Source organism: Pseudomonas sp. B21-031 (assembly GCF_024748985.1).
Lineage (GTDB): Bacteria > Pseudomonadota > Gammaproteobacteria > Pseudomonadales > Pseudomonadaceae > Aquipseudomonas > Aquipseudomonas kermanshahensis.
On record NZ_CP087181.1, the window covers coordinates 5,647,147 to 5,667,487 of the forward strand.

General features: G+C 63.3%; 23 protein-coding genes. 14 read left to right on the top strand and 9 right to left on the bottom strand.

Annotated features, from left to right (window positions below):
• Positions 1–101 precede the first annotated feature (101 nt).
• Entirely contained in the window at positions 102–728 is a 627-nt protein-coding gene (locus LOY53_RS25145) for a C40 family peptidase (protein ID WP_027592344.1), read from the top strand.
• 112 nt (positions 729–840) lie between these two features.
• Here LOY53_RS25145 and LOY53_RS25150 read toward each other — a convergent pair whose 3' ends face one another.
• Entirely contained in the window at positions 841–1,830 is a 990-nt protein-coding gene (locus LOY53_RS25150; RefSeq protein ID WP_252826131.1) for a type IV pilus twitching motility protein PilT, read from the bottom strand.
• A 65-nt stretch (positions 1,831–1,895) separates the two neighbouring features.
• On the opposite strand from LOY53_RS25150, the gene LOY53_RS25155 reads away from it, so the two are divergent.
• The 9 genes from LOY53_RS25155 to LOY53_RS25195 all read left to right on the top strand — a co-directional run bounded on the left by LOY53_RS25155 (position 1,896) and on the right by LOY53_RS25195 (position 8,481).
• Positions 1,896–2,582, top strand: coding sequence for a YggS family pyridoxal phosphate-dependent enzyme (locus tag LOY53_RS25155; protein WP_099455618.1), 687 nt, complete (start codon positions 1,896–1,898; stop codon positions 2,580–2,582).
• Between the two features lie 38 nt (positions 2,583–2,620).
• The gene (gene proC, locus LOY53_RS25160) at positions 2,621–3,439 is read left to right on the top strand and encodes a pyrroline-5-carboxylate reductase (protein ID WP_252826132.1); all 819 of its coding nucleotides are present in this window, start codon (positions 2,621–2,623) and stop codon (positions 3,437–3,439) included.
• A 10-nt stretch (positions 3,440–3,449) separates the two neighbouring features.
• Positions 3,450–4,040 (top strand): YggT family protein, encoded by a 591-nt coding sequence (locus LOY53_RS25165; RefSeq protein WP_027592340.1) that lies wholly within the window; start codon positions 3,450–3,452, stop codon positions 4,038–4,040.
• Positions 4,041–4,143: 103 nt separating this feature from the next.
• Positions 4,144–5,283, top strand: a complete 1,140-nt coding sequence (locus LOY53_RS25170) for a homoserine O-acetyltransferase (RefSeq protein WP_099430689.1) — start codon at positions 4,144–4,146, stop codon at positions 5,281–5,283.
• A 7-nt stretch (positions 5,284–5,290) separates the two neighbouring features.
• On the top strand, positions 5,291–5,911 hold the full coding sequence (metW, locus tag LOY53_RS25175; protein ID WP_008092977.1) for a methionine biosynthesis protein MetW: 621 nt from the start codon (positions 5,291–5,293) through the stop codon (positions 5,909–5,911).
• A 22-nt stretch (positions 5,912–5,933) separates the two neighbouring features.
• Positions 5,934–6,368: a DUF4426 domain-containing protein gene (locus tag LOY53_RS25180; protein ID WP_252826133.1), complete on the top strand. Its 435-nt coding sequence runs from the start codon at positions 5,934–5,936 to the stop codon at positions 6,366–6,368.
• Positions 6,365–6,961 carry an RdgB/HAM1 family non-canonical purine NTP pyrophosphatase gene (gene rdgB / locus LOY53_RS25185; protein WP_099430691.1) on the top strand — a complete coding sequence of 199 codons (597 nt, stop codon included), beginning with the start codon at positions 6,365–6,367 and terminating at the stop codon, positions 6,959–6,961. The genes LOY53_RS25180 and rdgB overlap by 4 nt, the downstream gene beginning before the upstream one ends.
• Positions 6,958–8,145 carry a radical SAM family heme chaperone HemW gene (hemW, locus tag LOY53_RS25190; protein WP_258703407.1) on the top strand — a complete coding sequence of 396 codons (1,188 nt, stop codon included), beginning with the start codon at positions 6,958–6,960 and terminating at the stop codon, positions 8,143–8,145. Before rdgB ends, hemW begins: the two co-directional genes overlap by 4 nt.
• 9 nt (positions 8,146–8,154) lie before the next feature.
• Positions 8,155–8,481, top strand: coding sequence for a DUF3392 domain-containing protein (locus LOY53_RS25195; protein ID WP_258703408.1), 327 nt, complete (start codon positions 8,155–8,157; stop codon positions 8,479–8,481).
• 630 nt (positions 8,482–9,111) lie between these two features.
• Here the strand turns inward: LOY53_RS25195 and trmB are convergent.
• The 4 genes from trmB to LOY53_RS25215 all read right to left on the bottom strand — a co-directional run bounded on the left by trmB (position 9,112) and on the right by LOY53_RS25215 (position 11,367).
• Positions 9,112–9,834, bottom strand: a complete 723-nt coding sequence (gene trmB, locus LOY53_RS25200) for a tRNA (guanosine(46)-N7)-methyltransferase TrmB (protein WP_027592334.1) — start codon at positions 9,832–9,834, stop codon at positions 9,112–9,114.
• A gap of 9 nt (positions 9,835–9,843) precedes the next feature.
• The gene (locus LOY53_RS25205) at positions 9,844–10,638 is read right to left on the bottom strand and encodes a thiazole synthase (RefSeq protein ID WP_027592333.1); all 795 of its coding nucleotides are present in this window, start codon (positions 10,636–10,638) and stop codon (positions 9,844–9,846) included.
• A gap of 54 nt (positions 10,639–10,692) precedes the next feature.
• Positions 10,693–10,893: a sulfur carrier protein ThiS gene (thiS, locus tag LOY53_RS25210; RefSeq protein ID WP_033693942.1), complete on the bottom strand. Its 201-nt coding sequence runs from the start codon at positions 10,891–10,893 to the stop codon at positions 10,693–10,695.
• Between the two features lie 102 nt (positions 10,894–10,995).
• Complete coding sequence (locus tag LOY53_RS25215) at positions 10,996–11,367, bottom strand: DUF423 domain-containing protein (protein ID WP_099455624.1); 372 nt, start codon at positions 11,365–11,367, stop codon at positions 10,996–10,998.
• Between the two features lie 64 nt (positions 11,368–11,431).
• On the opposite strand from LOY53_RS25215, the gene mtgA reads away from it, so the two are divergent.
• Positions 11,432–12,142: a monofunctional biosynthetic peptidoglycan transglycosylase gene (gene mtgA, locus LOY53_RS25220; RefSeq protein ID WP_099430693.1), complete on the top strand. Its 711-nt coding sequence runs from the start codon at positions 11,432–11,434 to the stop codon at positions 12,140–12,142.
• Between the two features lie 171 nt (positions 12,143–12,313).
• Here mtgA and rpoH read toward each other — a convergent pair whose 3' ends face one another.
• The 4 genes from rpoH to ftsY form a co-directional block, all read right to left on the bottom strand.
• Positions 12,314–13,168: an RNA polymerase sigma factor RpoH gene (gene rpoH / locus LOY53_RS25225; RefSeq protein WP_023378197.1), complete on the bottom strand. Its 855-nt coding sequence runs from the start codon at positions 13,166–13,168 to the stop codon at positions 12,314–12,316.
• Positions 13,169–13,281: 113 nt separating this feature from the next.
• Positions 13,282–14,304: a permease-like cell division protein FtsX gene (ftsX, locus tag LOY53_RS25230; protein ID WP_085272240.1), complete on the bottom strand. Its 1,023-nt coding sequence runs from the start codon at positions 14,302–14,304 to the stop codon at positions 13,282–13,284.
• Complete coding sequence (gene ftsE / locus LOY53_RS25235) at positions 14,301–14,972, bottom strand: cell division ATP-binding protein FtsE (protein WP_027592328.1); 672 nt, start codon at positions 14,970–14,972, stop codon at positions 14,301–14,303. The genes ftsX and ftsE overlap by 4 nt, the downstream gene beginning before the upstream one ends.
• Complete coding sequence (gene ftsY / locus LOY53_RS25240) at positions 14,969–16,552, bottom strand: signal recognition particle-docking protein FtsY (RefSeq protein ID WP_252826136.1); 1,584 nt, start codon at positions 16,550–16,552, stop codon at positions 14,969–14,971. The genes ftsE and ftsY overlap by 4 nt, the downstream gene beginning before the upstream one ends.
• A 231-nt stretch (positions 16,553–16,783) precedes the next feature.
• Between ftsY and LOY53_RS25245 the strand changes: the two genes are divergently transcribed.
• The 3 genes from LOY53_RS25245 to rsmD are packed head-to-tail and all read left to right on the top strand — an operon-like array spanning position 16,784 to position 20,224.
• Positions 16,784–18,139 (top strand): pitrilysin family protein, encoded by a 1,356-nt coding sequence (locus tag LOY53_RS25245; RefSeq protein WP_027592326.1) that lies wholly within the window; start codon positions 16,784–16,786, stop codon positions 18,137–18,139.
• Positions 18,132–19,622: a pitrilysin family protein gene (locus LOY53_RS25250; RefSeq protein ID WP_099455626.1), complete on the top strand. Its 1,491-nt coding sequence runs from the start codon at positions 18,132–18,134 to the stop codon at positions 19,620–19,622. Before LOY53_RS25245 ends, LOY53_RS25250 begins: the two co-directional genes overlap by 8 nt.
• Positions 19,622–20,224, top strand: a complete 603-nt coding sequence (gene rsmD, locus LOY53_RS25255; RefSeq protein ID WP_027592324.1) for a 16S rRNA (guanine(966)-N(2))-methyltransferase RsmD — start codon at positions 19,622–19,624, stop codon at positions 20,222–20,224. Before LOY53_RS25250 ends, rsmD begins: the two co-directional genes overlap by 1 nt.
• Positions 20,225–20,341: the final 117 nt, after the last annotated feature.

Here is a 20,341-nt window from a genome sequence, read left to right on the forward strand (position 1 = left end):
CGTATGGCACCCTGCCAATCGACCAACGGATCAGAAATTGATCAAAAAGCTGTTATAAAGTTGCGCGCCTAACACATAACTATTCATAAAGAGCTTCATCTATGCCGCCTTTACTCAAGACATGGCTGACCCTCTGTCTATTATTGCCCCTGGCCGCCCACGCCACCAATCGTGAGCAACGACTTCCCAATGGTTTTACCGGCTATACCACCAATGCCTCGGTGAAACACGCGCCTGCCAAGCACACCACGCTGCGCGCACGCCCAAGCAACGCGGCCAGCAGCCGCGGGCTGCCGGTTGCCTCCATGTCGCCGAAGCAGAGCAGCGATGTGCTCAGCCGTGCGGTCAATGTGCTCGGTACGCCTTATGTCTGGGGCGGCAGCAGCCCGAAAAAGGGCTTTGACTGCAGCGGCCTGGTGAAATACGCCTTCAATGATGTGGCCGATGTCGACCTGCCACGCACCTCCAATGCCATGGCCCAGGGCCACGGCGTGAAGGTGGCGAAGGGCGACCTCAAGCCTGGCGACCTGATCTTCTTCAACATCAAGAGCCGACGGGTCAACCACGTTGCCATCTACCTGGGCAACGACCGCTTCATCCATGCCCCGCGTCGCGGCAAGCGGGTGAGCATCGACACCCTCAGCAAGCCTTACTGGCAGAAGCACTATGTCGTGGCCAAGCGGGTGTTGCCGAAAGAACAGCAGCAGCTGGCCCTGGCCAAGCGCTGATCGAGCCTCGACCACGGCTCTGGTAGGAGCAGCCTTGTGCTGCGAAGAGGCCAGTGAAAACACAGCGGATCGTCGCTGACGTCACCGGCCTCTTCGCAGCACAAGGCTGCTCCTACACCCATCCCATTACTTCCAGCCTTTGCATCGCCCCTTCCATCGTCCGCATCCCCTCCGCCGCCCCCGTCTGCATCACCGAACTCAGCTGCGCCATCCGCCCTTCGCGAATCAGGTTACGCACTGCCGTGTTAGCCACCAACACCTCCCGCGCCGCCACCCGCCCGCCGCCCACGCGCTTGACCAGCACTTGCGCCACCACCACGCGCAGCGACTCGGCCAGCATCGCCCGCACCAGGGGCTTTTCCTCGGCGGCAAACACCTCCACCAGCCGGTCGATGCTGCCCGCAGCCGAGCGCGTGTGCACGGTTGCCAGCACCAAGTGCCCCGTTTCAGCCGCCCGTAATGCCAAGCGAATCGTCTCCAGGTCGCGCAACTCGCCGATCATGATCACATCCGGGTCCTGACGCAGCGCACTGCGCAGCCCTTGCGCAAACCCGCGGCAATCGCGGCCCATCTCGCGCTGGTTGACCAGGCTCCGTTGGCTGCTATGGATAACTTCCACAGGGTCTTCAAGGGTGATGATATGCAGTGGCCGCTCGTGGTTGAGCTGATCGAGCAGCGCCGCCAAGGTACTGGACTTGCCACTGCCGGTGGGCCCGCCCACCAGAATCAGGCCATCGGAACACTGCGCAACAGCTTGAAACACTTCCACAAGGTCGAGCTCGTCCAGTGTCGCAATGCGTCTGGGTATCAGGCGAAAGGTCGCCGCAACCCCATTCAACTGGCGGAACAGGTTCAGGCGAAAACGGCCTAACGCTGGCAGCGCCAACGCAAGGTCCAGCTCATCCCCCTGCGCCCATTGCCGGCAAGCGTCATCGCCCAGCAAGGGCGCCATGGCATCACTCAACGCCGCTGCCGTCAGCGGCGGCAGGTCCATGCGTTGCAGCTCGCCATCCAGGCGCAGCATCGGTACCTGGCCCGCGGCCAGGTGCAGGTCCGAAGCCCGCGCATCCACAGCACGGGCCAACAGGTCGGTCACATCCATGAGACTCCCCAAAGGCGATCAAGCAGGTAGAATGCCGCAGACCCTTTCGCCGCCGGCATCGATCCATGTCCACCATAGCAGACAACCTATCCGCCCTTGCCGCCCGCATCGCCAGCGCCGCCCAGGCCGCTGGGCGAGACCCGGCCAGCATCCAGTTGCTGGCTGTGAGCAAAACCAAGCCTGCCAGCGCCATCCGTGAAATCTACGCCGCTGGCGTACGCGATGTCGGCGAAAACTACCTGCAGGAAGCCCTGACCAAGCAGGAAGCGTTGCGCGACCTGCCCTTGATCTGGCACTTCATCGGCCCCATTCAGTCGAACAAGACCAAAGCCATTGCCGAGCATTTCGACTGGGTACATTCCGTGGACCGCCTGAAGATCGCCCAACGCCTCTCGGAACAGCGCCCTGCAGCACTGGCACCGCTGAACATCTGCCTGCAGGTGAATGTCAGTGGCGAAGACAGCAAGTCCGGCTGCGCACCGGCCGACCTGCCAGCGCTGGCCGAGGCCGTCGCGAAACTGCCCAATCTGCGCCTGCGCGGGTTGATGGCCATCCCGGAGCCCACCGATGACCGCGCCGCCCAAGAGGCCGCTTTTGCCAGCCTGCGCACCTTGCAGCAGCGCCTAGGCCTTGGCCTGGACACCTTGTCCATGGGCATGAGCCACGACCTGGAGGCGGCGATTGCCCAGGGAGCGACCTGGGTACGTATCGGCACCGCCCTGTTCGGTGCCCGCGACTACGGGCCCGTCTGATTCCATGCTTTACTCACTCTTTCCCACAAGGACCTGACATGAGCAAGACACGTATTGCCTTTATCGGCGCCGGCAACATGGCCGCCAGCCTGATCGGCGGCCTGCGTGCCCAGGGCCTGGAGGCTTCGCAGATCCGCGCCAGCGACCCGGGCGCCGAGACCCGTAACCGCATCCAGGCCGAGCACGGCATCGAAACCTTCGAAGACAATGCCCAGGCAATCGCTGGCGCCGACGTGATCGTGCTGGCGGTCAAGCCGCAAGTCATGAAGGCCGTTTGCCAAGCCCTGCAAGCTCACCTGCAGGAAGGCCAGCTGATTGTTTCCATCGCCGCCGGTATCACCTGCGCCAGCCTGCAGAGCTGGGTAGGCCCACGCCCGGTGGTGCGCTGCATGCCCAACACGCCAGCGCTGCTGCGCCAAGGCGTCAGCGGCCTGTACGCCACCCAAGAAGTCAACGCCGAACAGCGGCAACAGGCCGAACAGCTGCTGTCTGCCGTGGGCACTGCCCTGTGGCTGGACCAAGAGCAGCAACTGGACGCAGTGACCGCCGTCTCCGGCAGCGGGCCGGCGTACTTCTTCCTGCTGATCGAAGCGATGACTGCCGCAGGCGAAAAGCTCGGCCTGCCTCGCGAAACCGCCTCCCAGCTGACCCTGCAGACCGCGCTGGGCGCGGCGCGCATGGCCGTGGCCAGCGATGTCGACGCTGCCGAGCTGCGCCGCCGCGTCACCTCGCCAGCCGGCACCACTGAAGCTGCGATCACGTCGTTCCAGGCCAACGGCTTCGAAGCCATCGTCGAGCAAGCGCTGCAGGCCGCAGCGACGCGCTCCGCCGAGCTGGCCGAACAACTGGGCAAATAAGGAGCTTTAGATGAATGCACTGTCTGGCGCCGCGATCTTCGTGGTGCAAACCCTGGTCAGCCTGTACTTGGTGATCGTCCTGCTGCGCTTCGTGCTGCAACTGGTCAAGGCCAACTTCTACAACCCACTGTGCCAGTTCGCGGTACGCGCCACCCAGCCGCTGCTCAAGCCGATTCGCCGGGTGATCCCCAGCGTTGGCGGCCTGGACACCTCGTCGCTGCTGCTGGCGGTGGTCATTCAGGCGCTGCTGATGGGCTTCGTGCTGATGGTCACCTACGGCACCTTCGGTGACGTGCTGCACCTGCTGATGTGGGCCATCATCGGCATCACCTCGCTGTTCCTGAAGATCTTCTGGGTGGCGATGATCGTCATGGTGATCGTCTCCTGGGTCGCGCCCAACAGCCACAACCCGGCGGCGGAGCTGGCCTACCAGATCAGCGAACCGGTGCTGGCACCGTTCCGCCGCCTGGTGCCTAACCTGGGCGGCATGGACATCTCGCCCATCTTCGCCTTCCTGGCGATCCAGGTGATCCAGTCGTTCGTCATGCCGCCGCTGGCTGCCTATGCCGGCATGCCTCAAGAACTGTGGCGGATGATCTGATCCAACGCCCTTGAACATCGACGCCCCCCTGCGGCAAGCCTTTGCTTGCCGCAGGGGGTAGCGCTCTTTAGACTTACGCCTCCGTCAAGCGTGAGCAGGGTCGATGTCCACTGTCCTTCCCGAAGATTCCGTCGGTCTGGTTACACCGCAAACAGCCCGGTTCGAAGAACCGCTGGCCCTGGCCTGTGGCCGCTCGCTGGCCAGCTACGAGCTGGTCTACGAGACCTATGGCACCCTGAACGCCAGCGCCAGCAATGCCGTGCTGATCTGCCATGCCTTGTCCGGCCACCACCATGCCGCCGGCTACCATGCCGCCACCGACCGCAAGCCGGGCTGGTGGGACAGCTGCATCGGTCCCGGCAAGCCAATCGACACCAACCGTTTCTTCGTGGTCAGCCTGAACAACCTCGGCGGCTGCAATGGCAGTACTGGCCCGAGCAGCCTCAACCCGGCTACCGGCAAGCCCTATGGCGCCGACTTCCCGGTGCTGACCGTGGAAGACTGGGTGCACAGCCAGGCACGCCTGGCTGACCGCCTGGGCATTGGCCAGTGGGCGGCCATCGTGGGCGGCAGCCTTGGCGGCATGCAGGCGCTGCAATGGACCATCACCTACCCGGACCGCGTGCGGCACTGCGTCGATATCGCCTCGGCGCCCAAGCTCTCGGCACAGAACATTGCCTTCAACGAAGTAGCGCGCCAAGCCATCCTCACCGACCCGGAGTTCCACGGCGGTTCCTTCCAGGACCAGGGCGTGATCCCCAAGCGCGGGCTGATGCTGGCGCGCATGGTGGGCCATATCACCTACCTGTCCGATGATTCGATGGGTGAAAAATTCGGCCGTGAGCTGAAGAGCGACAAGCTCAACTACGACTTCCACAGCGTCGAATTCCAGGTCGAAAGCTACCTGCGCTATCAGGGCGAGGAGTTTTCCGGCCGTTTCGACGCCAACACCTACCTGCTGATGACCAAGGCCCTGGACTACTTCGACCCGGCCGCGGCCCACGGTGGCGACCTTGCCGCCACCCTGGCCTCGGTCACGGCAGACTACTGCATCATGTCGTTCACCACCGACTGGCGCTTCTCGCCTGCCCGTTCACGCGAGATCGTCGATGCGTTGATGGCCGCGCGCAAAAACGTGTGTTACCTGGAGATCGACTCACCGTATGGGCACGATGCCTTCCTGATCCCCACACCTCGCTACATGCAGGGTTTCTCGAACTACATGAACCGCATCGCCATCTGAGGACAGCATGAGAGCCGATCTGGAAATCATCCACGACTGGATTCCCGCCGGCAGCCGGGTACTCGACCTGGGCTGCGGCAGTGGCGAACTGCTGGCCTCGCTGCGTGACCGCAAGCAGGTCACCGGTTACGGCCTGGAGATCGACGCCGACAATATCGCCGCGTGCGTGGCCAAGGGCGTCAACGTCATCGAGCAGGACCTGGACAAGGGCCTGGGCAACTTTGCCAGCAACAGTTTCGATGTGGTGATCATGACCCAGGCCCTGCAGGCCGTGGAGTACCCCGACCGCATCCTCGACGAGATGCTGCGCGTGGGCCGTCAGTGCATCATCACCTTCCCCAACTTCGGCCACTGGCGCTGCCGCTGGTACCTGGCGACCAAAGGCCGCATGCCGGTTTCGGACTTCATGCCGTATACCTGGTACAACACGCCGAACATCCACTTCTGCACCTTCGCCGACTTTGAAGAACTGTGCCACGAGCGCCACGCCAAGGTCCTCGACCGCCTGGCTGTCGACCACTTGCACCGTAATGGGTGGGGCGGCCGGCTATGGCCTAATCTTCTAGGTGAGATCGGCATCTATCGCGTCAGCAGCCCTGGCCTGCAGGAGCACCAGCTCGCGGTCTGACGCCCACCGGAGGAATCGCACCATGCGTCGCCTAGCCCTGTTCCTGATCAGCCTGTGCCTGGCCCTGCCTGTACTGGCTGCCGATGCCGCCCGTCCCGAGCGCAAGGAAGTGTTTGGCGACGTGACGGTACACTACAGCGCGTTCACCTCGAGCATGCTGACGCCGGAGGTGGCCGCGGTCACGGGCCTGGTGCGCAGCAAGAACCAGGGCGTGCTCAACATTGCCGTGATCAAGGCCAGCAAGCCGGCCTTGGCGGTCGTCAGCGGCACGGTGAAAGACCTGACCGGGCGCAGCAGCCCGTTGTCCTTCAAGCAGATCACCGAACAGGGCGCGATTTACTACATCGCCCAGTTCAAGATCGAACAGCCAGAAACCGTGACCTTCGACATCAATGTCGAAACCGGCGGCATCAGTCACTCTCTCAGCTTCAACCAGGAAGTGTTCCCAGGCGAATGATGAATTTCCAGCAACTCGTATTGGCCAGCCACAATGCCGGCAAACTCAAGGAACTCCAGGCCATGCTTGGCGCGTCCGTACAGCTGCGCTCGATCGGTGAATTCAGCCAGGTCGAGCCAGAGGAAACCGGCCTGTCGTTCGTCGAAAACGCCATTCTCAAGGCACGCAATGCCGCGCGCATCTCTGGCCTGCCAGCACTGGCCGATGACTCGGGCCTGGCCGTGGATTACCTCGGCGGCGCGCCGGGTATCTATTCTGCTCGCTATGCCGATGGCAAGGGTGACGCGGCAAACAACGCCAAGCTGCTCGACGCCCTGAAAGACGTGCCCGAGGCCGAGCGCGGCGCCCAGTTCGTCTGCGTGCTGGCGCTGGTGCGTCACGCCGACGACCCGCTGCCGATCCTGTGCGAAGGCCTGTGGCATGGGCGCATTATGTTCGAGGCCAGCGGTGAGCACGGCTTTGGCTACGACCCGCTGTTCTGGGTGCCAGAGCGCAATTGCTCGAGCGCGGACCTCGCCCCTGTCGACAAGAACCAGCTCAGCCACCGCGCCCGCGCCATGGTCCTGCTGCGTCAACGCCTGGGCCTGGCATGATCGAAACGTTGTCCATCCAACCGTACCCGGCGGGTGCGGCTGGTTTCGCCGTGCTGCCGCCCTTGGCGTTGTACATCCACATCCCGTGGTGCGTACGCAAATGCCCTTATTGCGACTTCAACTCCCACGCGGCGGGCCCAGAGCTGCCTGAAGAGGCTTATGTCGACGCCCTGCTGACCGACCTCGATCAAGAACTGGCAGCCGTACAAGGCCGCCCGATCAGCTCGATCTTCTTCGGTGGCGGCACGCCGAGCCTGTTCAGTGCCAACGCCCTTGGGCGGCTGCTGCGTGGCGTTGAACAACGCATACCGTTCGCGCCGGACATCGAAATCACCCTGGAGGCCAACCCCGGTACGTTCGAGCAAGAGAAGTTCAAGGCGTACCGGCAGACGGGCATCAATCGCCTGTCCATCGGCGTGCAGAGCTTCCAGCCCGCCAAGCTGGAGGCGCTCGGGCGTATCCACAACGGCGACGAAGCGATCCGCGCCGCCGACATGGCGCGCGCCGCCGGGTTCGACAACTTCAACATGGACTTGATGCACGGCCTGCCCGACCAGTCGCTGGACGACGCGCTGGGTGACGTGCGCCAGGCCATCGCCCTAGGGCCGACCCACTTGTCGTGGTACCAGCTGACCGTAGAGCCGAACACGGTGTTCTGGAACCAGCCGCCCGAGCTGCCGGAAGACGACATCCTCTGGGATATCCAGGAGGCCGGCCAAAGCCTGATGGCCGAGCACGGCTACCGCCAATACGAAGTATCGGCGTATGCCCAGCCAGGCCGTGCTGCCAAGCACAACCTCAACTACTGGCGCTTCGGTGATTTCATCGGCATCGGCGCGGGGGCCCACGGCAAGCTGACCTTCGCCGACGGGCGCATCCTGCGCACCTGGAAAACCCGCCTGCCCAAGGACTACCTGAACCTGGCCAAACCGTTCAAGGCTGGCGAAAAGCGGCTGCCGGTGGACGAGCTGCCCTTCGAGTTCCTGATGAACGCCTTGCGCCTTACCGATGGCGTCGAAGCCGAACTGTTCACCCAGCGCACCGGCCTGCCGCTGGCGCAACTGGCCGAGGCCCGTCGCGCGGCCGAACAAAAGGGCCTTTTGCAGGTCGAACCGGATCGATTGGTGGCCACGCCGCGCGGCCAGTTGTTCCTCAATGACCTGCTGCAGTATTTCTTGACCTAAGGATGACCCATGGATCTGGTACTTGATCTGCTTGCAACGGCTTCCCGCTGGAGCCGCAGCAACCTGTCGGAGATTTCGCTGGCCTTGGTAGGCTGCCTACTGGTGCTGTTCGGCACCGATATCAAAGCCACGGTGGAACAACGCCTGGGCAGCCTGGCTGGCGCCCTGCGCGTGCCGTTCATAGCCCTGCTGGTGATGATTGGCAGCGGTGCAGCGCTGATCTATGCCACGCCGTGGGTGGTGAAGGGGTTGGGCCAGTTCAATAATTATGCGTTGGCACCGGTGCTGCTGGTGGTGCTGGTGTTGATCGGCGTGGTGGCTGATCGGCGGGGGTAAGGCACCCTAAAAGCTGCCCCGGAAACCAGGGCAGCCCGACCACTCGGCTATCCCTTAGAGGGAATCGTCGAAGTGGTCACGCATGAAATCCCTGGCGGACTTGAGTACAAACAAGATCCGAATGAGTTTCCATACGCGGCTCAGCGCATCAAGCAAACGCTTCATATGCCTTGGCCTCCGTGTTGGCGGGCCAATCTTCCAGCACCTAACCGGTACTTCGATGCCTTCGAAAACTATGTGGAGAGTTTTCAGTGAAGTGGCCAGGTGAATGACCCTTCGAGAGGACGCTCACCGGCACGGTTCTCAGGCCGTGTCGAAGGGGTCGCAAAGCAGAATTCTTCTATCACCCAACCCGTCACTGAGTTAATCCACACAGGAGCAGCGCGATGATACGTGGAATATCCATCCGAGGCTGTTAACCACTTAGACACACGTGATGCTGGATATTTCTGATCATTGACGCACCAATTCAGGCTGCCTATGATCACTCCAATGTGGAGAGTTTTCAGTGAAGCTCTAAGCGAAGGATACTCAGTCCTTTCGCTTGCATAAAAAAACCGCTTTTCTAAGCGGTTTTTTTTCGCCTGCACTTTTGTAGGCATAAGCGATTTGAAAGGCCAAATCAGCCAATCAATCCACCTTCTCGAACTTCAAATCCCAAACCCCATGCCCCAAGCGCTCACCACGGCGCTCGAACTTGGTGATCGGCCGCTCTTGCGGACGTGGCACATACGCGCCATCCGCCGCCTGGTTACGGTAACCGGGCGCAGCGCTCATCACTTCCAGCATGTATTCGGCATACGGTTCCCAGTCGGTCGCCATGTGGAACACGCCACCCGGCTTGAGCTTGCGGCGTACCAGCTCTGCGAATTCCAGCTGCACGATGCGGCGCTTGTGATGGCGCGCCTTGTGCCAAGGGTCCGGGAAGAACAGCATCAAACGGTCGAGGCTGTTGTCGGCCACGCAGCGGTTGAGCACTTCGATGGCATCGCAGTCATACACCCGCAGGTTCTTCAGCCCTTGGGTCAGCACGCCATTGAGCAGCGCGCCAACACCCGGACGGTGCACTTCGACACCGATGAAGTCCTGCTCAGGCGCGGCAGCGGCCATCTCCAACAGGGAGTGGCCCATGCCGAAACCGATCTCCAGGGTGCGCGGCGCCGAACGGCCGAACACCTGGTCGTAATCCACCGGGCTGTCGGCCAGGGGCAGGATGAACAGGGGACCACCCTGGTCCAGGCCGCGTTGCTGGCCTTCAGTCATGCGCCCGGCGCGCATCACGAAGCTCTTGATACGGCGGTGTGGGCGCTCTTCGCCTTCGGCGGTGATCGGCGTTTCTTGCGATTCAGTCATCAGGAGCTCTTACTTGATCAGACCATCCAGCGGCGAAGAGGCGCTGGCATAGAGTTTCTTCGGCATGCGGCCGGCCAGGTAGGCCAGGCGACCTGCCACAATGGCGTGCTTCATGGCTTCAGCCATCAACACCGGTTGCTGGGCATGGGCGATGGCCGAGTTCATCAGCACCGCCTCGCAGCCCATTTCCATGGCGATGGTGGCGTCGGAGGCAGTACCCACGCCAGCATCGACCAGCACCGGCACCTTGGATTCTTCGAGGATGATCTGCAGGTTGTAGGGGTTGCAGATGCCAAGGCCGGTACCGATCAGGCCTGCCAGCGGCATGACCGCAATACAGCCCGCTTCGGCCAGCTGACGGGCGATGATCGGGTCGTCGCTGGTGTAGACCATCACGTCGAAACCGTCCTTGACCAACACTTCGGCGGCCTTGAGGGTTTCGATCACGTTGGGGAACAAGGTTTTCTGGTCAGCCAGCACTTCCAGCTTGACCAGGTTGTGGCCATCCAGCAGTTCACGGGCCAGCCGGCAAGTGCGCACGGCTTCGACAGCGTCGTAGCAGCCCGCAGTGTTCGGCAAGATGGTGTAACGGTCGGGTGGCAGCACGTCGAGCAGGTTCGGCTCGCCCGGGTTCTGACCGATGTTGGTACGGCGCACAGCGACGGTGACGATCTCGGCACCCGAGGCCTCGATGGCCAGGCGGGTTTCTTCCATGTCACGGTATTTGCCGGTGCCGACCAGCAGGCGCGACTGGAAAGTGCGCCCGGCCAGGGTAAAGGGCTTATCGCTACGAACGTTGCTCATCGTTGTTCCTCGGGAAAAGGTTACTGGGCTTGCGTGTGAACCGCCGAGCCGCTATCAGCCGCCGCCGATGGCGTGGACCACTTCGACCTGATCGCCTTCGTTCAGCGCAGTGCTGTCGTGCTGGCTACGCGGCACGATATCCAGGTTGAGTTCCACTGCTACCCGGCGCCCGGTGAGGTCCAGGCGCGTCAGCAGGGCCGCGACGCTTTCGCCAGCGGGCAGTTCGTAAGGTTCACCGTTCAGTTGAATGCGCATGCGCACGGCCACCATTGTGCTTTGGGGCCCGCATTCTAGCGCCGAACACCCCGTTTACCCAAGGGCGGTGCACGCCATTAGTCGCGATTGTGGACCACTCGGTCAGCCCAGCCGCCAGGCTGCCAGGCCCAGGCACAGCCACCCGGCGAGGAAGCACAGGCCGCCAAAGGGCGTGATGATGCCGAGCTTGCTCACGCCTGTCAGGGTCAGCAGGTACAGGCTACCGGAGAACAGCAGGATACCCAGCGCGAACAGACCGCCGGCCCAGCCCACCAGTCGCCCTGGCAAATGCGCTGCCAGCACGGCGACACCGAAAATCGCCAGGGCATGCACCAACTGATAGGTCACGCCGGTGTGGAAGATGGCCAGGTAGTCTGACGTCAGGCGGTTTTTCAGCCCATGCGCGGCGAAAGCGCCCAGGGCCACACCGGTAAAGCCGAAAAAGGCGGCAAGCATGAGGAAGCTGCGAAGCATGGGACGACTCCTTGTATCGGGTCTGTATAATGGCCCGTTCCACCCGCCCGGCCAAGCCATCGACATGCTGCCATCCCTTATCCGCCGCCTCACTCGCGCCCTGCTCTGGTTCGCTGCCGGCAGTATCGTATTGGTGCTGGTGTTTCGTTGGGTGCCGCCCCCTGGCACGGCGTTGATGGCCGAGCGCAAGGTCGAGTCCTGGCTGAATGGCGAGCCCATCGACCTGCAGCGCGACTGGGAACCGTGGGATAACATCTCCGATGAGCTCAAGGTCGCAGTCATTGCCGGTGAGGACCAGAAGTTCGCTACCCATTGGGGTTTTGACATCCCGGCTATTCAGGCAGCGCTGGCTTACAACGAACGCGGCGGCAACATTCGCGGGGCCAGCACGCTGACCCAGCAGGTGGCCAAGAACCTGTTCCTGTGGTCGGGCCGCAGTTGGTTCCGCAAAGGCCTGGAAGCCTGGTTTACGGCGCTGATCGAGCTGTTCTGGTCGAAGGAGCGCATCCTCGAGGTCTACCTGAACAGCGCTGAATGGGGCAATGGCGTGTTCGGCGCCCAGGCGGCGGCGCGCTACCACTTCGGGGTCGACGCCAGCCGGCTCAATCGGCAACAGGCCGCGCAACTGGCTGCGGTGTTGCCCAGCCCGATCAAATGGAGCGCCAGCCGGCCCAGCGCCTATGTGGCCAGTCGAGCCGGGTGGATTCGGCGGCAGATGAGCCAGTTGGGTGGGCCTAGCTACCTGATGCAGCTGGATGCTTCGCGCAGGCTTTGAATCATCGATGGGCTTTGCGGGCCCTTTCGCAGCACAAGGCTGCTCCTACAGGTCCGGCGCTGTACCTGTAGGAGCAGCCTTGTGCTGCGAAAGGGCCCGCAAAGCCAACACAAACAAAAAAGCCGCCAACCCTCTTCAGGCCAGCGGCTTTTAAGTACAGCCCAACGTGAATCACACCGTGATCAACGCCTTGACCTTGTTCATCGCATTCTTTTCCAGCTGACGAATACGCTCAGCCGACACGCTGTACTTGTCAGCCAACTCATGCAAAGTCGCCTTCTCTTCCGCCAACCAGCGCTGGTAGAGAATGTCACGGCTGCGCTCGTCCAGGCCTTGCAGCGCTTCATGCAGGTTGCTGGTGGAGTTGTCGCTCCAGTCGGCATCCTCAAGCTGTACAGCCGGGTCGTAGCGGTGGTCTTCCAGGTAATGCGCAGGCGACTGGAACGCGCTGTCATCATCGGCTTCCGCCGCTGGGTCAAAGGCCATGTCCTGACCACTCAGGCGGCTTTCCATCTCGCGCACTTCGCGCGGTTCGACGCCCAGGCTCTCTGCCACGCGATGAACTTCATCGTTGTTCAGCCAGGCCAGACGCTTCTTCTGGCTGCGCAGATTGAAGAACAGTTTGCGCTGGGCCTTGGTGGTCGCCACCTTGACGATGCGCCAGTTGCGCAGGATGAATTCGTGGATTTCGGCCTTGATCCAGTGCACGGCAAAGGACACCAGGCGCACGCCCATCTCTGGGTTGAAGCGTTTGACGGCCTTCATCAGGCCGACGTTGCCTTCCTGGATCAGGTCAGCCTGGGCCAGGCCGTAGCCTGCATAGCTACGGGCGATGTGTACGACGAAACGCAGGTGGGCCATCACCATTTGCCGAGCGGCCTCGAGATCCTGCTCGTAATAGAGACGCTCGGCCAGATCACGCTCCTGCTCGACCGTCAGCAGCGGGATGCTGTTGACCGTGTGCACATAGGCTTCCAGGTTTGCACCGGGCACCAGGGCATAGGCAGGTTGCAACGATGTGGTCATTCAAGAACCTCCGACTTACTAGACTCGCGCCTTGTGGGCGCTGCCAACATTGACCGGAAACCGGTAAACAAGTTCCCAAAACGGTAATAAAGTCAATGCTGGCACGGGAAAAACTATCGTGGCGCCAGCTCGTTCAAATGGCGAGCGACCGCGATCCATGCACCGATATACCCCAACAGTACCGCTCCGATCAAGAGCGACAGACCATCGGACGCCGGCACCCCACCCAGGGCGAAGTCACTGCCATACAGCCCGGAGAGCCCGACGACCGCCTGGTTCAGCCAGTTCAGGCCAAATGCCAGGATGCCCCAGGCCAACAGCCCCGCGCCCAGGCCATACAAGGCGCCCATGTACAGGAAAGGCCGGCGTACATAGCTATCGGTGCCGCCGACCAGCTTGATCACTTCGATCTCGGTACGGCGGTTTTCAATATGTAGACGAATTGTGTTACCGATTACTAACAGCAGCGCAGAAATCAGCATGACAGCCAGGCCGAAGACAAAGCGATCGCCCAGTTTCAGGATTGCCGCCAGGCGCTCGACCCAGACCAGGTCCAGCTGTGCCACTTCGACCTTTGGCAGCTCCGACAGGCGCTGACGCAAGGCTTCAAGTGCTGGCTTGTCGACCTCGGTCGGGGTCACTACCACCACGCCAGGCAACGGGTTCTCGGGGAGCTCGCGCAACGCTTCCCCCAGGCCGGACTGCTGCTGGAACTCTTCCAGCGCCTGGTCACGGCTGACATACAGCGCGTCGGCCACCCCGGGCATGTGCTTGATCTCGTCGCGCAGCGCTTCACCTTCCTTGCTGCCAGCGTCGAGCTTGAGGTACAGCGAAATCTGCGCGGCGCGCTGCCAGGAGCCGCCGAGCTTTTCGACGTTCTTCAGCAGCAACGACAGGCCCATGGGCATGCTCAACGCCACTGCCATTACCAGGCAGGTGAAGAAGCTGCCGATCGGCTGCTTGCCGAGGCGACGCAAGCTATCGGCCATGCTCGCGCGGTGGCTTTCCAGCCAGGCGTGCAGCAGTGTGCGGAAGTCTGGGCCGTCATCGTCGTCGCGCTTTTTCTTCGCCGGTTGCGGGTCCGCGGGTTTCGGCGCAACCCGTTCGGAAACCTTCGGCGTACGTGTAGTGCTCATTGCCCGGCCTCCCCATCGCCGATCAGACGGCCGCGCTGCAGGGTCAGCATGCGATGCCGCATGCGCGCGATCAGTGCCAGGTCGTGGCTGGCGATCAATACCGTGGTGCCCAGGCGGTTGATGTCTTCGAACACGCCCATGATCTCTGCGGCCAGGCGCGGGTCAAGGTTGCCGGTGGGTTCGTCGGCCAGCAACAGGGCCGGCTGATGGACGATGGCACGTGCGATACCGACCCGTTGTTGCTGCCCTGTGGACAAGTCGGCCGGGAACAGTTCGCCCTTGTCGGCCAGCGAAACACGCTCCAGCGCCGAGTCGACGCGTTTGGTGATCTCGGCCTTGGACAGACCGAGGATCTGCAGCGGCAAGGCGATGTTGTTGAACACCGTGCGATCGAACAGCAACTGGTGGTTCTGGAACACCACACCGATCTGCCGGCGCAGGAACGGGATCTGCGCATTGCTGATCTGGCCCAGGTCCTGCCCTGCCAGCAGCAGCTTGCCGCTGGTCGGGCGCTCCATGGCCAGCAGCAGGCGCAGCAAGGTGCTCTTACCGGCACCCGAGTGCCCGGTGACGAACAGGAATTCGCCCCGGCGCGCCCGGAAACTCAGCTCATGCAAGCCTACATGGCCATTGGGATAGCGCTTGGCAACCTGTTCGAATCGGATCATGGATGCTCTCGCTCGGCGAACAGCGCTTTGACGAACGGCTCAGCTTCGAAGGTGCGCAGGTCGTCGATACCTTCACCCACACCGATGAAACGGATCGGAATGCTGAACTGCTTGGCCAGGGCGAAGATAACGCCGCCTTTGGCGGTGCCGTCCAGCTTGGTCAGGGCCAGGCCGGTCAGCTCGACGCTCTGGTTGAAGTACTTGGCCTGGCTGATGGCGTTCTGGCCGGTGCCGGCGTCGAGTACCAGCAGCACCTCATGAGGCGCTTCGGCGTCGAGTTTGCCGATCACTCGGCGCACCTTCTTCAGCTCTTCCATCAGGTTGTCTTTGGTGTGCAGACGGCCGGCGGTATCAGCGATCAGTACATCGACGCCACGGGCCTTGGCGGCCTGCACGGCGTCGAAGATCACCGAGGCCGAGTCGGCACCGGTGTGCTGGGCGATTACCGGGATCTGGTTGCGCTCACCCCAAACCTGCAACTGCTCGACCGCTGCGGCGCGGAAGGTGTCGCCCGCGGCCAGCATGACCTTCTTGCCTTCCAGCTGCAGCTTCTTGGCCAGCTTGCCAATGGTGGTGGTCTTGCCGGCGCCGTTCACGCCGACCACCAGGATCACGTAGGGCTTGTTCTGCGCCTGGATCTTCAGCGGCTGCTCGACCGGACGCAGCAGCGCGGCCAACTCTTCCTGCAGCGACTTGTACAGCGCATCGGCATCGGCCAGCTGCTTGCGGGCGACCTTCTGGGTCAGGTTCTGGACGATGGCCGAAGTCGCTTCAACGCCAACGTCGGCGGTCAGCAGGCGGGTCTCGATCTCGTCGAGTAAGTCGTCATCGATGACTTTTTTGCCCAGGAACAGGCTGGCCATGCCTTCGCCGATACTGGCGCTGGTCTTGGACAGGCCCTGCTTGAGGCGGGCGAAGAAGCCGGGTTTGGACTGTTCAGTGGCGACCGGCGCGGCAACGGGCTCGGGTTCGACCGGGGCCGGAGCTGGAGCTGCTGGAGCTTCTGGAGCTGGAGCTGGAGCCGCGACCGGGGCGGGCTCGGCAACCACCGGCGCTGGCTGGGGTGCGGCTGCCACCGGCGCGGCGGGCTCGACCGCTGGTCGCTCAGGAATTGCAGGCGGGGCCGTGGGCTCAAGGTCCGGCACCAGGGCCACAGGCTCTTCGGCAACGGGCAATACCAGATTGCTGACAGGCGGCTCAACGGCACGAATTACCGGGGCTTCGGGGGCAGTCACCACCGGTGCTGGGCGCTCGACCTGCGGTGCGCTGGCTTGCGCGTTCGCGGGCATGCTCGCCGCCACAGGGGGCTGGGCAGGCTGAGAAGGCTCAGGATCAGCCAGGGCCGGCACTGGTTGAGGCGGCTCGGGCGCAACAGGGGCTTGTGCGGCCACCGGCTCGGCCGGTGCCACAGCAGGCTGCTCGACGGCAGGCTGCGCCGCTACCGGCGCTTCAGCCTGTGGCTCGGGCGTTTGCGGCTGTTCGGCGACAGGTTGCTGCGGCTTCTTGCGAAACCAGCTGAACAGGCCTTTCTTTTCGCCAGACTCGGCCGGCGCTTTTTTGTCGTCGTTGGAACCAAACATGGAGGACGGCTATCTCAGGGTAGCGATGCGCCAGCAATGACGCATCGGGAATTCTCTATACGCAGAACAGACTATCTTGAAGCCGGCTGGTTCATGCGCAACGTTTTGTCTTAGTGTCCTGTGGGCCAGAACGGCGACAGGCATGGTCGCCAGGCAACCGGATCAGTATCCTAGCACCTCCTGGCCCGCCGACGCTAAACCCTGCGGGCCGCCGAACAGGTTAAACACCGTATGAATGCTCTAGCCCGCCGCGCCGCTGGCCTGTTGCTCGGCACGCTCTGCCTGCCGCTCGCGGCCTTCGCCGCCGATGTGCAACCGACCCACGAATTCATCCTCGACAACGGCCTCAAAGTGGTCGTGCGCGAAGATCACCGCGCGCCGGTGGTGGTCTCGCAGATCTGGTACAAGGTGGGCTCCAGCTACGAGACCCCAGGCCAGACCGGCCTGTCCCACGCGCTTGAACACATGATGTTCAAGGGTAGCGCCAAAGTCGGCCCCGGCGAGGCCTCGCGCATCCTGCGCGACCTGGGTGCGGAAGAGAACGCCTTCACCAGCGACGACTACACGGCCTATTACCAGGTGCTGGCCCGCGACCGCCTGCCGGTGGCCCTTGAGCTGGAGGCCGATCGCCTGGCCAGCCTGCGCCTGCCCGCCGACGAGTTCAGCCGCGAAATAGAGGTGATCAAAGAGGAGCGCCGCCTGCGCACCGACGACCAGCCCAATGCCAAGGCGTTCGAGCTGTTCCGCGCGATGGCCTACCCGGCCAGTGGCTACCACACCCCGACCATTGGCTGGATGGCCGACCTCGATCGCATGAAGGTCGAAGAGCTGCGCCATTGGTACGAATCCTGGTATGCGCCCAACAATGCCACCCTGGTGGTGGTCGGCGATGTCACCGTCGATGAGGTCAAGGGCCTGGCGCAAAAGTACTTCGCCGGCATTCCCAAGCGTGCAGTGCCGCCTGCCAAGCTGCCGCTTGAGCTGGCCGAACCCGGCCAACGCCAGCTGACCTTACACGTGCGCACCCAGTTGCCGAGCCTGATCTACGGCTTCAACGTACCCGGCCTGCCGACCGCCAAGGACCCGCGCACGGTGCATGCCCTGCGCCTGATCTCGGCCCTGCTCGATGGCGGCTACAGCGCACGGATGCCAGCCCGCCTGGAGCGCGGCCAGGAACTGGTGGCCGGTGCGTCGTCCAGCTACAACGCCTTCACCCGGGGCGATAGCCTGTTCCTGATCTCGGCCACGCCGAACGTGCAGAAGCAAAAAACCATGGACGACGTGGAGAAGGGCATCTGGCAATTGCTGGAAGAACTCAAGACCACGCCACCCAGCGCCGAAGAACTCGAACGCGTGCGCGCCCAGGTGATCGCCGGCTTGGTCTACGACCGCGACTCCATCAGCAGCCAGGCCACCACCATCGGCCAGCTGGAGACCGTGGGCCTGTCTTGGAAGCTGATCGACAGCGAGCTGGACGAGCTCAAGCGCGTGACCCCGCAAGACATCCAGAACGCTGCGCGCACCTATTTCACCCGCGAACGCCTGAGCGTTGCCCATGTATTGCCCGAGGAGTCCGCTCATGAGTGATCGCAGCGCACCACGCCGCACCCTGCTGGCCACGGGCATCCGCGCCCTGGCACTGGCGGCGGTATTGACGGCCCCGGCCCTGGCCGACAACGCGGCCAAGGCTGACAGCACCGCGGCCCGCCCGGCCAATACCCTGCAGTCGCTGGCCGAGCTGGACGGCAAGGCCCCCAGCCGACGTCAACTGAACATCCAGCACTGGAACACCGCCGAAGGCGCCCGGGTACTGTTCGTCGAAGCCCGCGAACTGCCGATGTTCGACCTGCGCGTCACCTTCGCCGCCGGTAGCAGCCAGGACGGCGGCACGCCAGGCCTGGCCGCCTTGACCAACGCCATGCTCAACGAGGGCGTGGCCGGCAAGGACGTGACCGCCATTGCCGAAGGCTTCGAGGGCCTGGGCGCAGACTTCGGCAACGGCTCGTACCGCGACATGGCCGTGGCATCGCTGCGCAGCCTGAGCACCAAGGACAAGCGCGAACCGGCGCTCAAACTGTTCGCTGAAGTGGCAGGCAAGCCAACCTTCCCTGAAGACGCCCTCAAGCGCATCAAGAACCAGATGCTGGCCGGCTTCGAATACGACAAGCAGAACCCCGGCAAGCTCGCGGGCAAGGCCCTGTTCGGCAAGCTGTACGGCGACCACCCGTACGCCCACCCGAGCGACGGTAGCGCCGAGAGCATCAACGGCATCACCCTGGCCCAGTTGCGCGCCTTCCACGCCAAGGCCTACTCGGCCGGCAACGCCGTCATCGCCCTGGTCGGCGACCTCAGCCGCGCCGAAGCCGAAGCCATCGCCGCCCAGGTATCCGCCGGCCTGCCGAAAGGCCCGGCGCTGGCCGCACCGGCACAACCCACCGACCCCAAGGCGGGCCTGACCCACATCGACTTCCCGTCCAAGCAGACCCACCTGATGCTGGCCGAGCTGGGTATCGACCGCCAGGACCCGGACTGGCCGGCCCTGTCGCTGGGCAACCAGATCCTCGGCGGTGGCGCGTTCGGCACCCGCCTGATGAGCGAAGTGCGTGAAAAACGCGGGCTCACCTACGGGGTCTACTCGGTGTTCAGCCCGATGCAGGTACGTGGCCCGTTCATGATCAACCTGCAAACCCGCGCCGAACTCAGCGAAGGCACACTCAAGCTGGTCCAGGACATCCTGGCCGACTACCTCAAGAGCGGCCCGACCCAGCAAGAGCTGGACGATGCCAAGCGCGAGCTGGCCGGCAGCTTCCCGCTGTCCAATGCCAGCAACGCCAGTATCGTCGGCCAACTGGGGGCCATTGGCTTCTACAACCTGCCGCTGACCTGGCTGGAGGACTTCATGCAGCAGTCCCAGGCGCTCACCGTAGAGCAGGTCAAGGCCGCCATGAACAAACACCTGTCAGCCGATAAACTGGTGATCGTCACCGCGGGCCCCAAGGTGCCGCAAAAACCGCTGCCAGCCCCCACTGACAAGCCTTCCGAGCAACCGCTCGGCGTACCGGAGCACTAATGCCAAGATCCACCCCTCCCGCCCGCCCTCAACCGGGCCACAGCAAGGGCCAGGGCCACCTGCGCATCATCGCCGGCGAGTGGCGCAGCCGCCGCCTGGCGGTGCCTGAAGGCGACGGCCTGCGGCCAACGCCTGATCGCGTGCGCGAAACCGTGTTCAACTGGCTCGCGCCCTACATCGAAGGCGCCCGCGTACTGGACGCCTTCACCGGCAGCGGCGCGCTGGTGCTGGAAGCCTTGTCGCGCGGCGCCGAAGACGCCGTGGCACTGGACAGCAACCCCGCCGCCATCAGCAACCTCAAGGACAACCTCGAGCTGCTGCGCTGCCCACGCGGGCAAATTCTGCAAACCGACGCGCTGCGCTACCTGCAGAACCCGGCCAAGCAGCAGTTCGACGTGGTGTTCCTCGACCCACCGTTCCACCAGGACCTGCTGGCCAACACCTGCAACCTGCTGGAACAGAACCAGTGGCTGCGGGAACAGGCATGGATCTACACCGAGAGCGAGACCGCACCCTCGGCCTTGCAACTGCCGGGCAACTGGCGCCTGCACCGGGAGAAAAAGACCGGTCAGGTGCATTACGCGCTCTGGCAGCGTGGCTGATCACCTGCCATCAGGCCGGCGTACATTGTCAGCGTAAAGCGTTGGCATATTTAGCTACCGCACAGCAACCGGCCCCCTGGCTGAAGCTGCTCCTTCGTTTCTTGCTGGAGCACTTCA

Coding starts and splice junctions, on each gene's coding strand:
- LOY53_RS25165 (WP_027592340.1), top strand. CDS start 3,450: ATGAATGCACTGTCTGGCGCCGCGATCTTCGTGGTGCAAACCCTGGTC.
- hemW (WP_258703407.1), top strand. CDS start 6,958: ATGATCGAAACGTTGTCCATCCAACCGTACCCGGCGGGTGCGGCTGGT.
- LOY53_RS25205 (WP_027592333.1), bottom strand. CDS start 10,638: ATGAGCAACGTTCGTAGCGATAAGCCCTTTACCCTGGCCGGGCGCACT.
- LOY53_RS25215 (WP_099455624.1), bottom strand. CDS start 11,367: ATGCTTCGCAGCTTCCTCATGCTTGCCGCCTTTTTCGGCTTTACCGGT.
- LOY53_RS25150 (WP_252826131.1), bottom strand. CDS start 1,830: ATGGATGTGACCGACCTGTTGGCCCGTGCTGTGGATGCGCGGGCTTCG.
- rdgB (WP_099430691.1), top strand. CDS start 6,365: ATGATGAATTTCCAGCAACTCGTATTGGCCAGCCACAATGCCGGCAAA.
- LOY53_RS25180 (WP_252826133.1), top strand. CDS start 5,934: ATGCGTCGCCTAGCCCTGTTCCTGATCAGCCTGTGCCTGGCCCTGCCT.
- LOY53_RS25145 (WP_027592344.1), top strand. CDS start 102: ATGCCGCCTTTACTCAAGACATGGCTGACCCTCTGTCTATTATTGCCC.
- LOY53_RS25170 (WP_099430689.1), top strand. CDS start 4,144: ATGTCCACTGTCCTTCCCGAAGATTCCGTCGGTCTGGTTACACCGCAA.
- metW (WP_008092977.1), top strand. CDS start 5,291: ATGAGAGCCGATCTGGAAATCATCCACGACTGGATTCCCGCCGGCAGC.
- ftsX (WP_085272240.1), bottom strand. CDS start 14,304: ATGAGCACTACACGTACGCCGAAGGTTTCCGAACGGGTTGCGCCGAAA.
- LOY53_RS25245 (WP_027592326.1), top strand. CDS start 16,784: ATGAATGCTCTAGCCCGCCGCGCCGCTGGCCTGTTGCTCGGCACGCTC.
- thiS (WP_033693942.1), bottom strand. CDS start 10,893: ATGCGCATTCAACTGAACGGTGAACCTTACGAACTGCCCGCTGGCGAA.
- rsmD (WP_027592324.1), top strand. CDS start 19,622: ATGCCAAGATCCACCCCTCCCGCCCGCCCTCAACCGGGCCACAGCAAG.
- trmB (WP_027592334.1), bottom strand. CDS start 9,834: ATGACTGAATCGCAAGAAACGCCGATCACCGCCGAAGGCGAAGAGCGC.
- ftsY (WP_252826136.1), bottom strand. CDS start 16,552: ATGTTTGGTTCCAACGACGACAAAAAAGCGCCGGCCGAGTCTGGCGAA.
- ftsE (WP_027592328.1), bottom strand. CDS start 14,972: ATGATCCGATTCGAACAGGTTGCCAAGCGCTATCCCAATGGCCATGTA.
- LOY53_RS25195 (WP_258703408.1), top strand. CDS start 8,155: ATGGATCTGGTACTTGATCTGCTTGCAACGGCTTCCCGCTGGAGCCGC.
- proC (WP_252826132.1), top strand. CDS start 2,621: ATGAGCAAGACACGTATTGCCTTTATCGGCGCCGGCAACATGGCCGCC.
- LOY53_RS25155 (WP_099455618.1), top strand. CDS start 1,896: ATGTCCACCATAGCAGACAACCTATCCGCCCTTGCCGCCCGCATCGCC.
- mtgA (WP_099430693.1), top strand. CDS start 11,432: ATGCTGCCATCCCTTATCCGCCGCCTCACTCGCGCCCTGCTCTGGTTC.
- rpoH (WP_023378197.1), bottom strand. CDS start 13,168: ATGACCACATCGTTGCAACCTGCCTATGCCCTGGTGCCCGGTGCAAAC.
- LOY53_RS25250 (WP_099455626.1), top strand. CDS start 18,132: ATGAGTGATCGCAGCGCACCACGCCGCACCCTGCTGGCCACGGGCATC.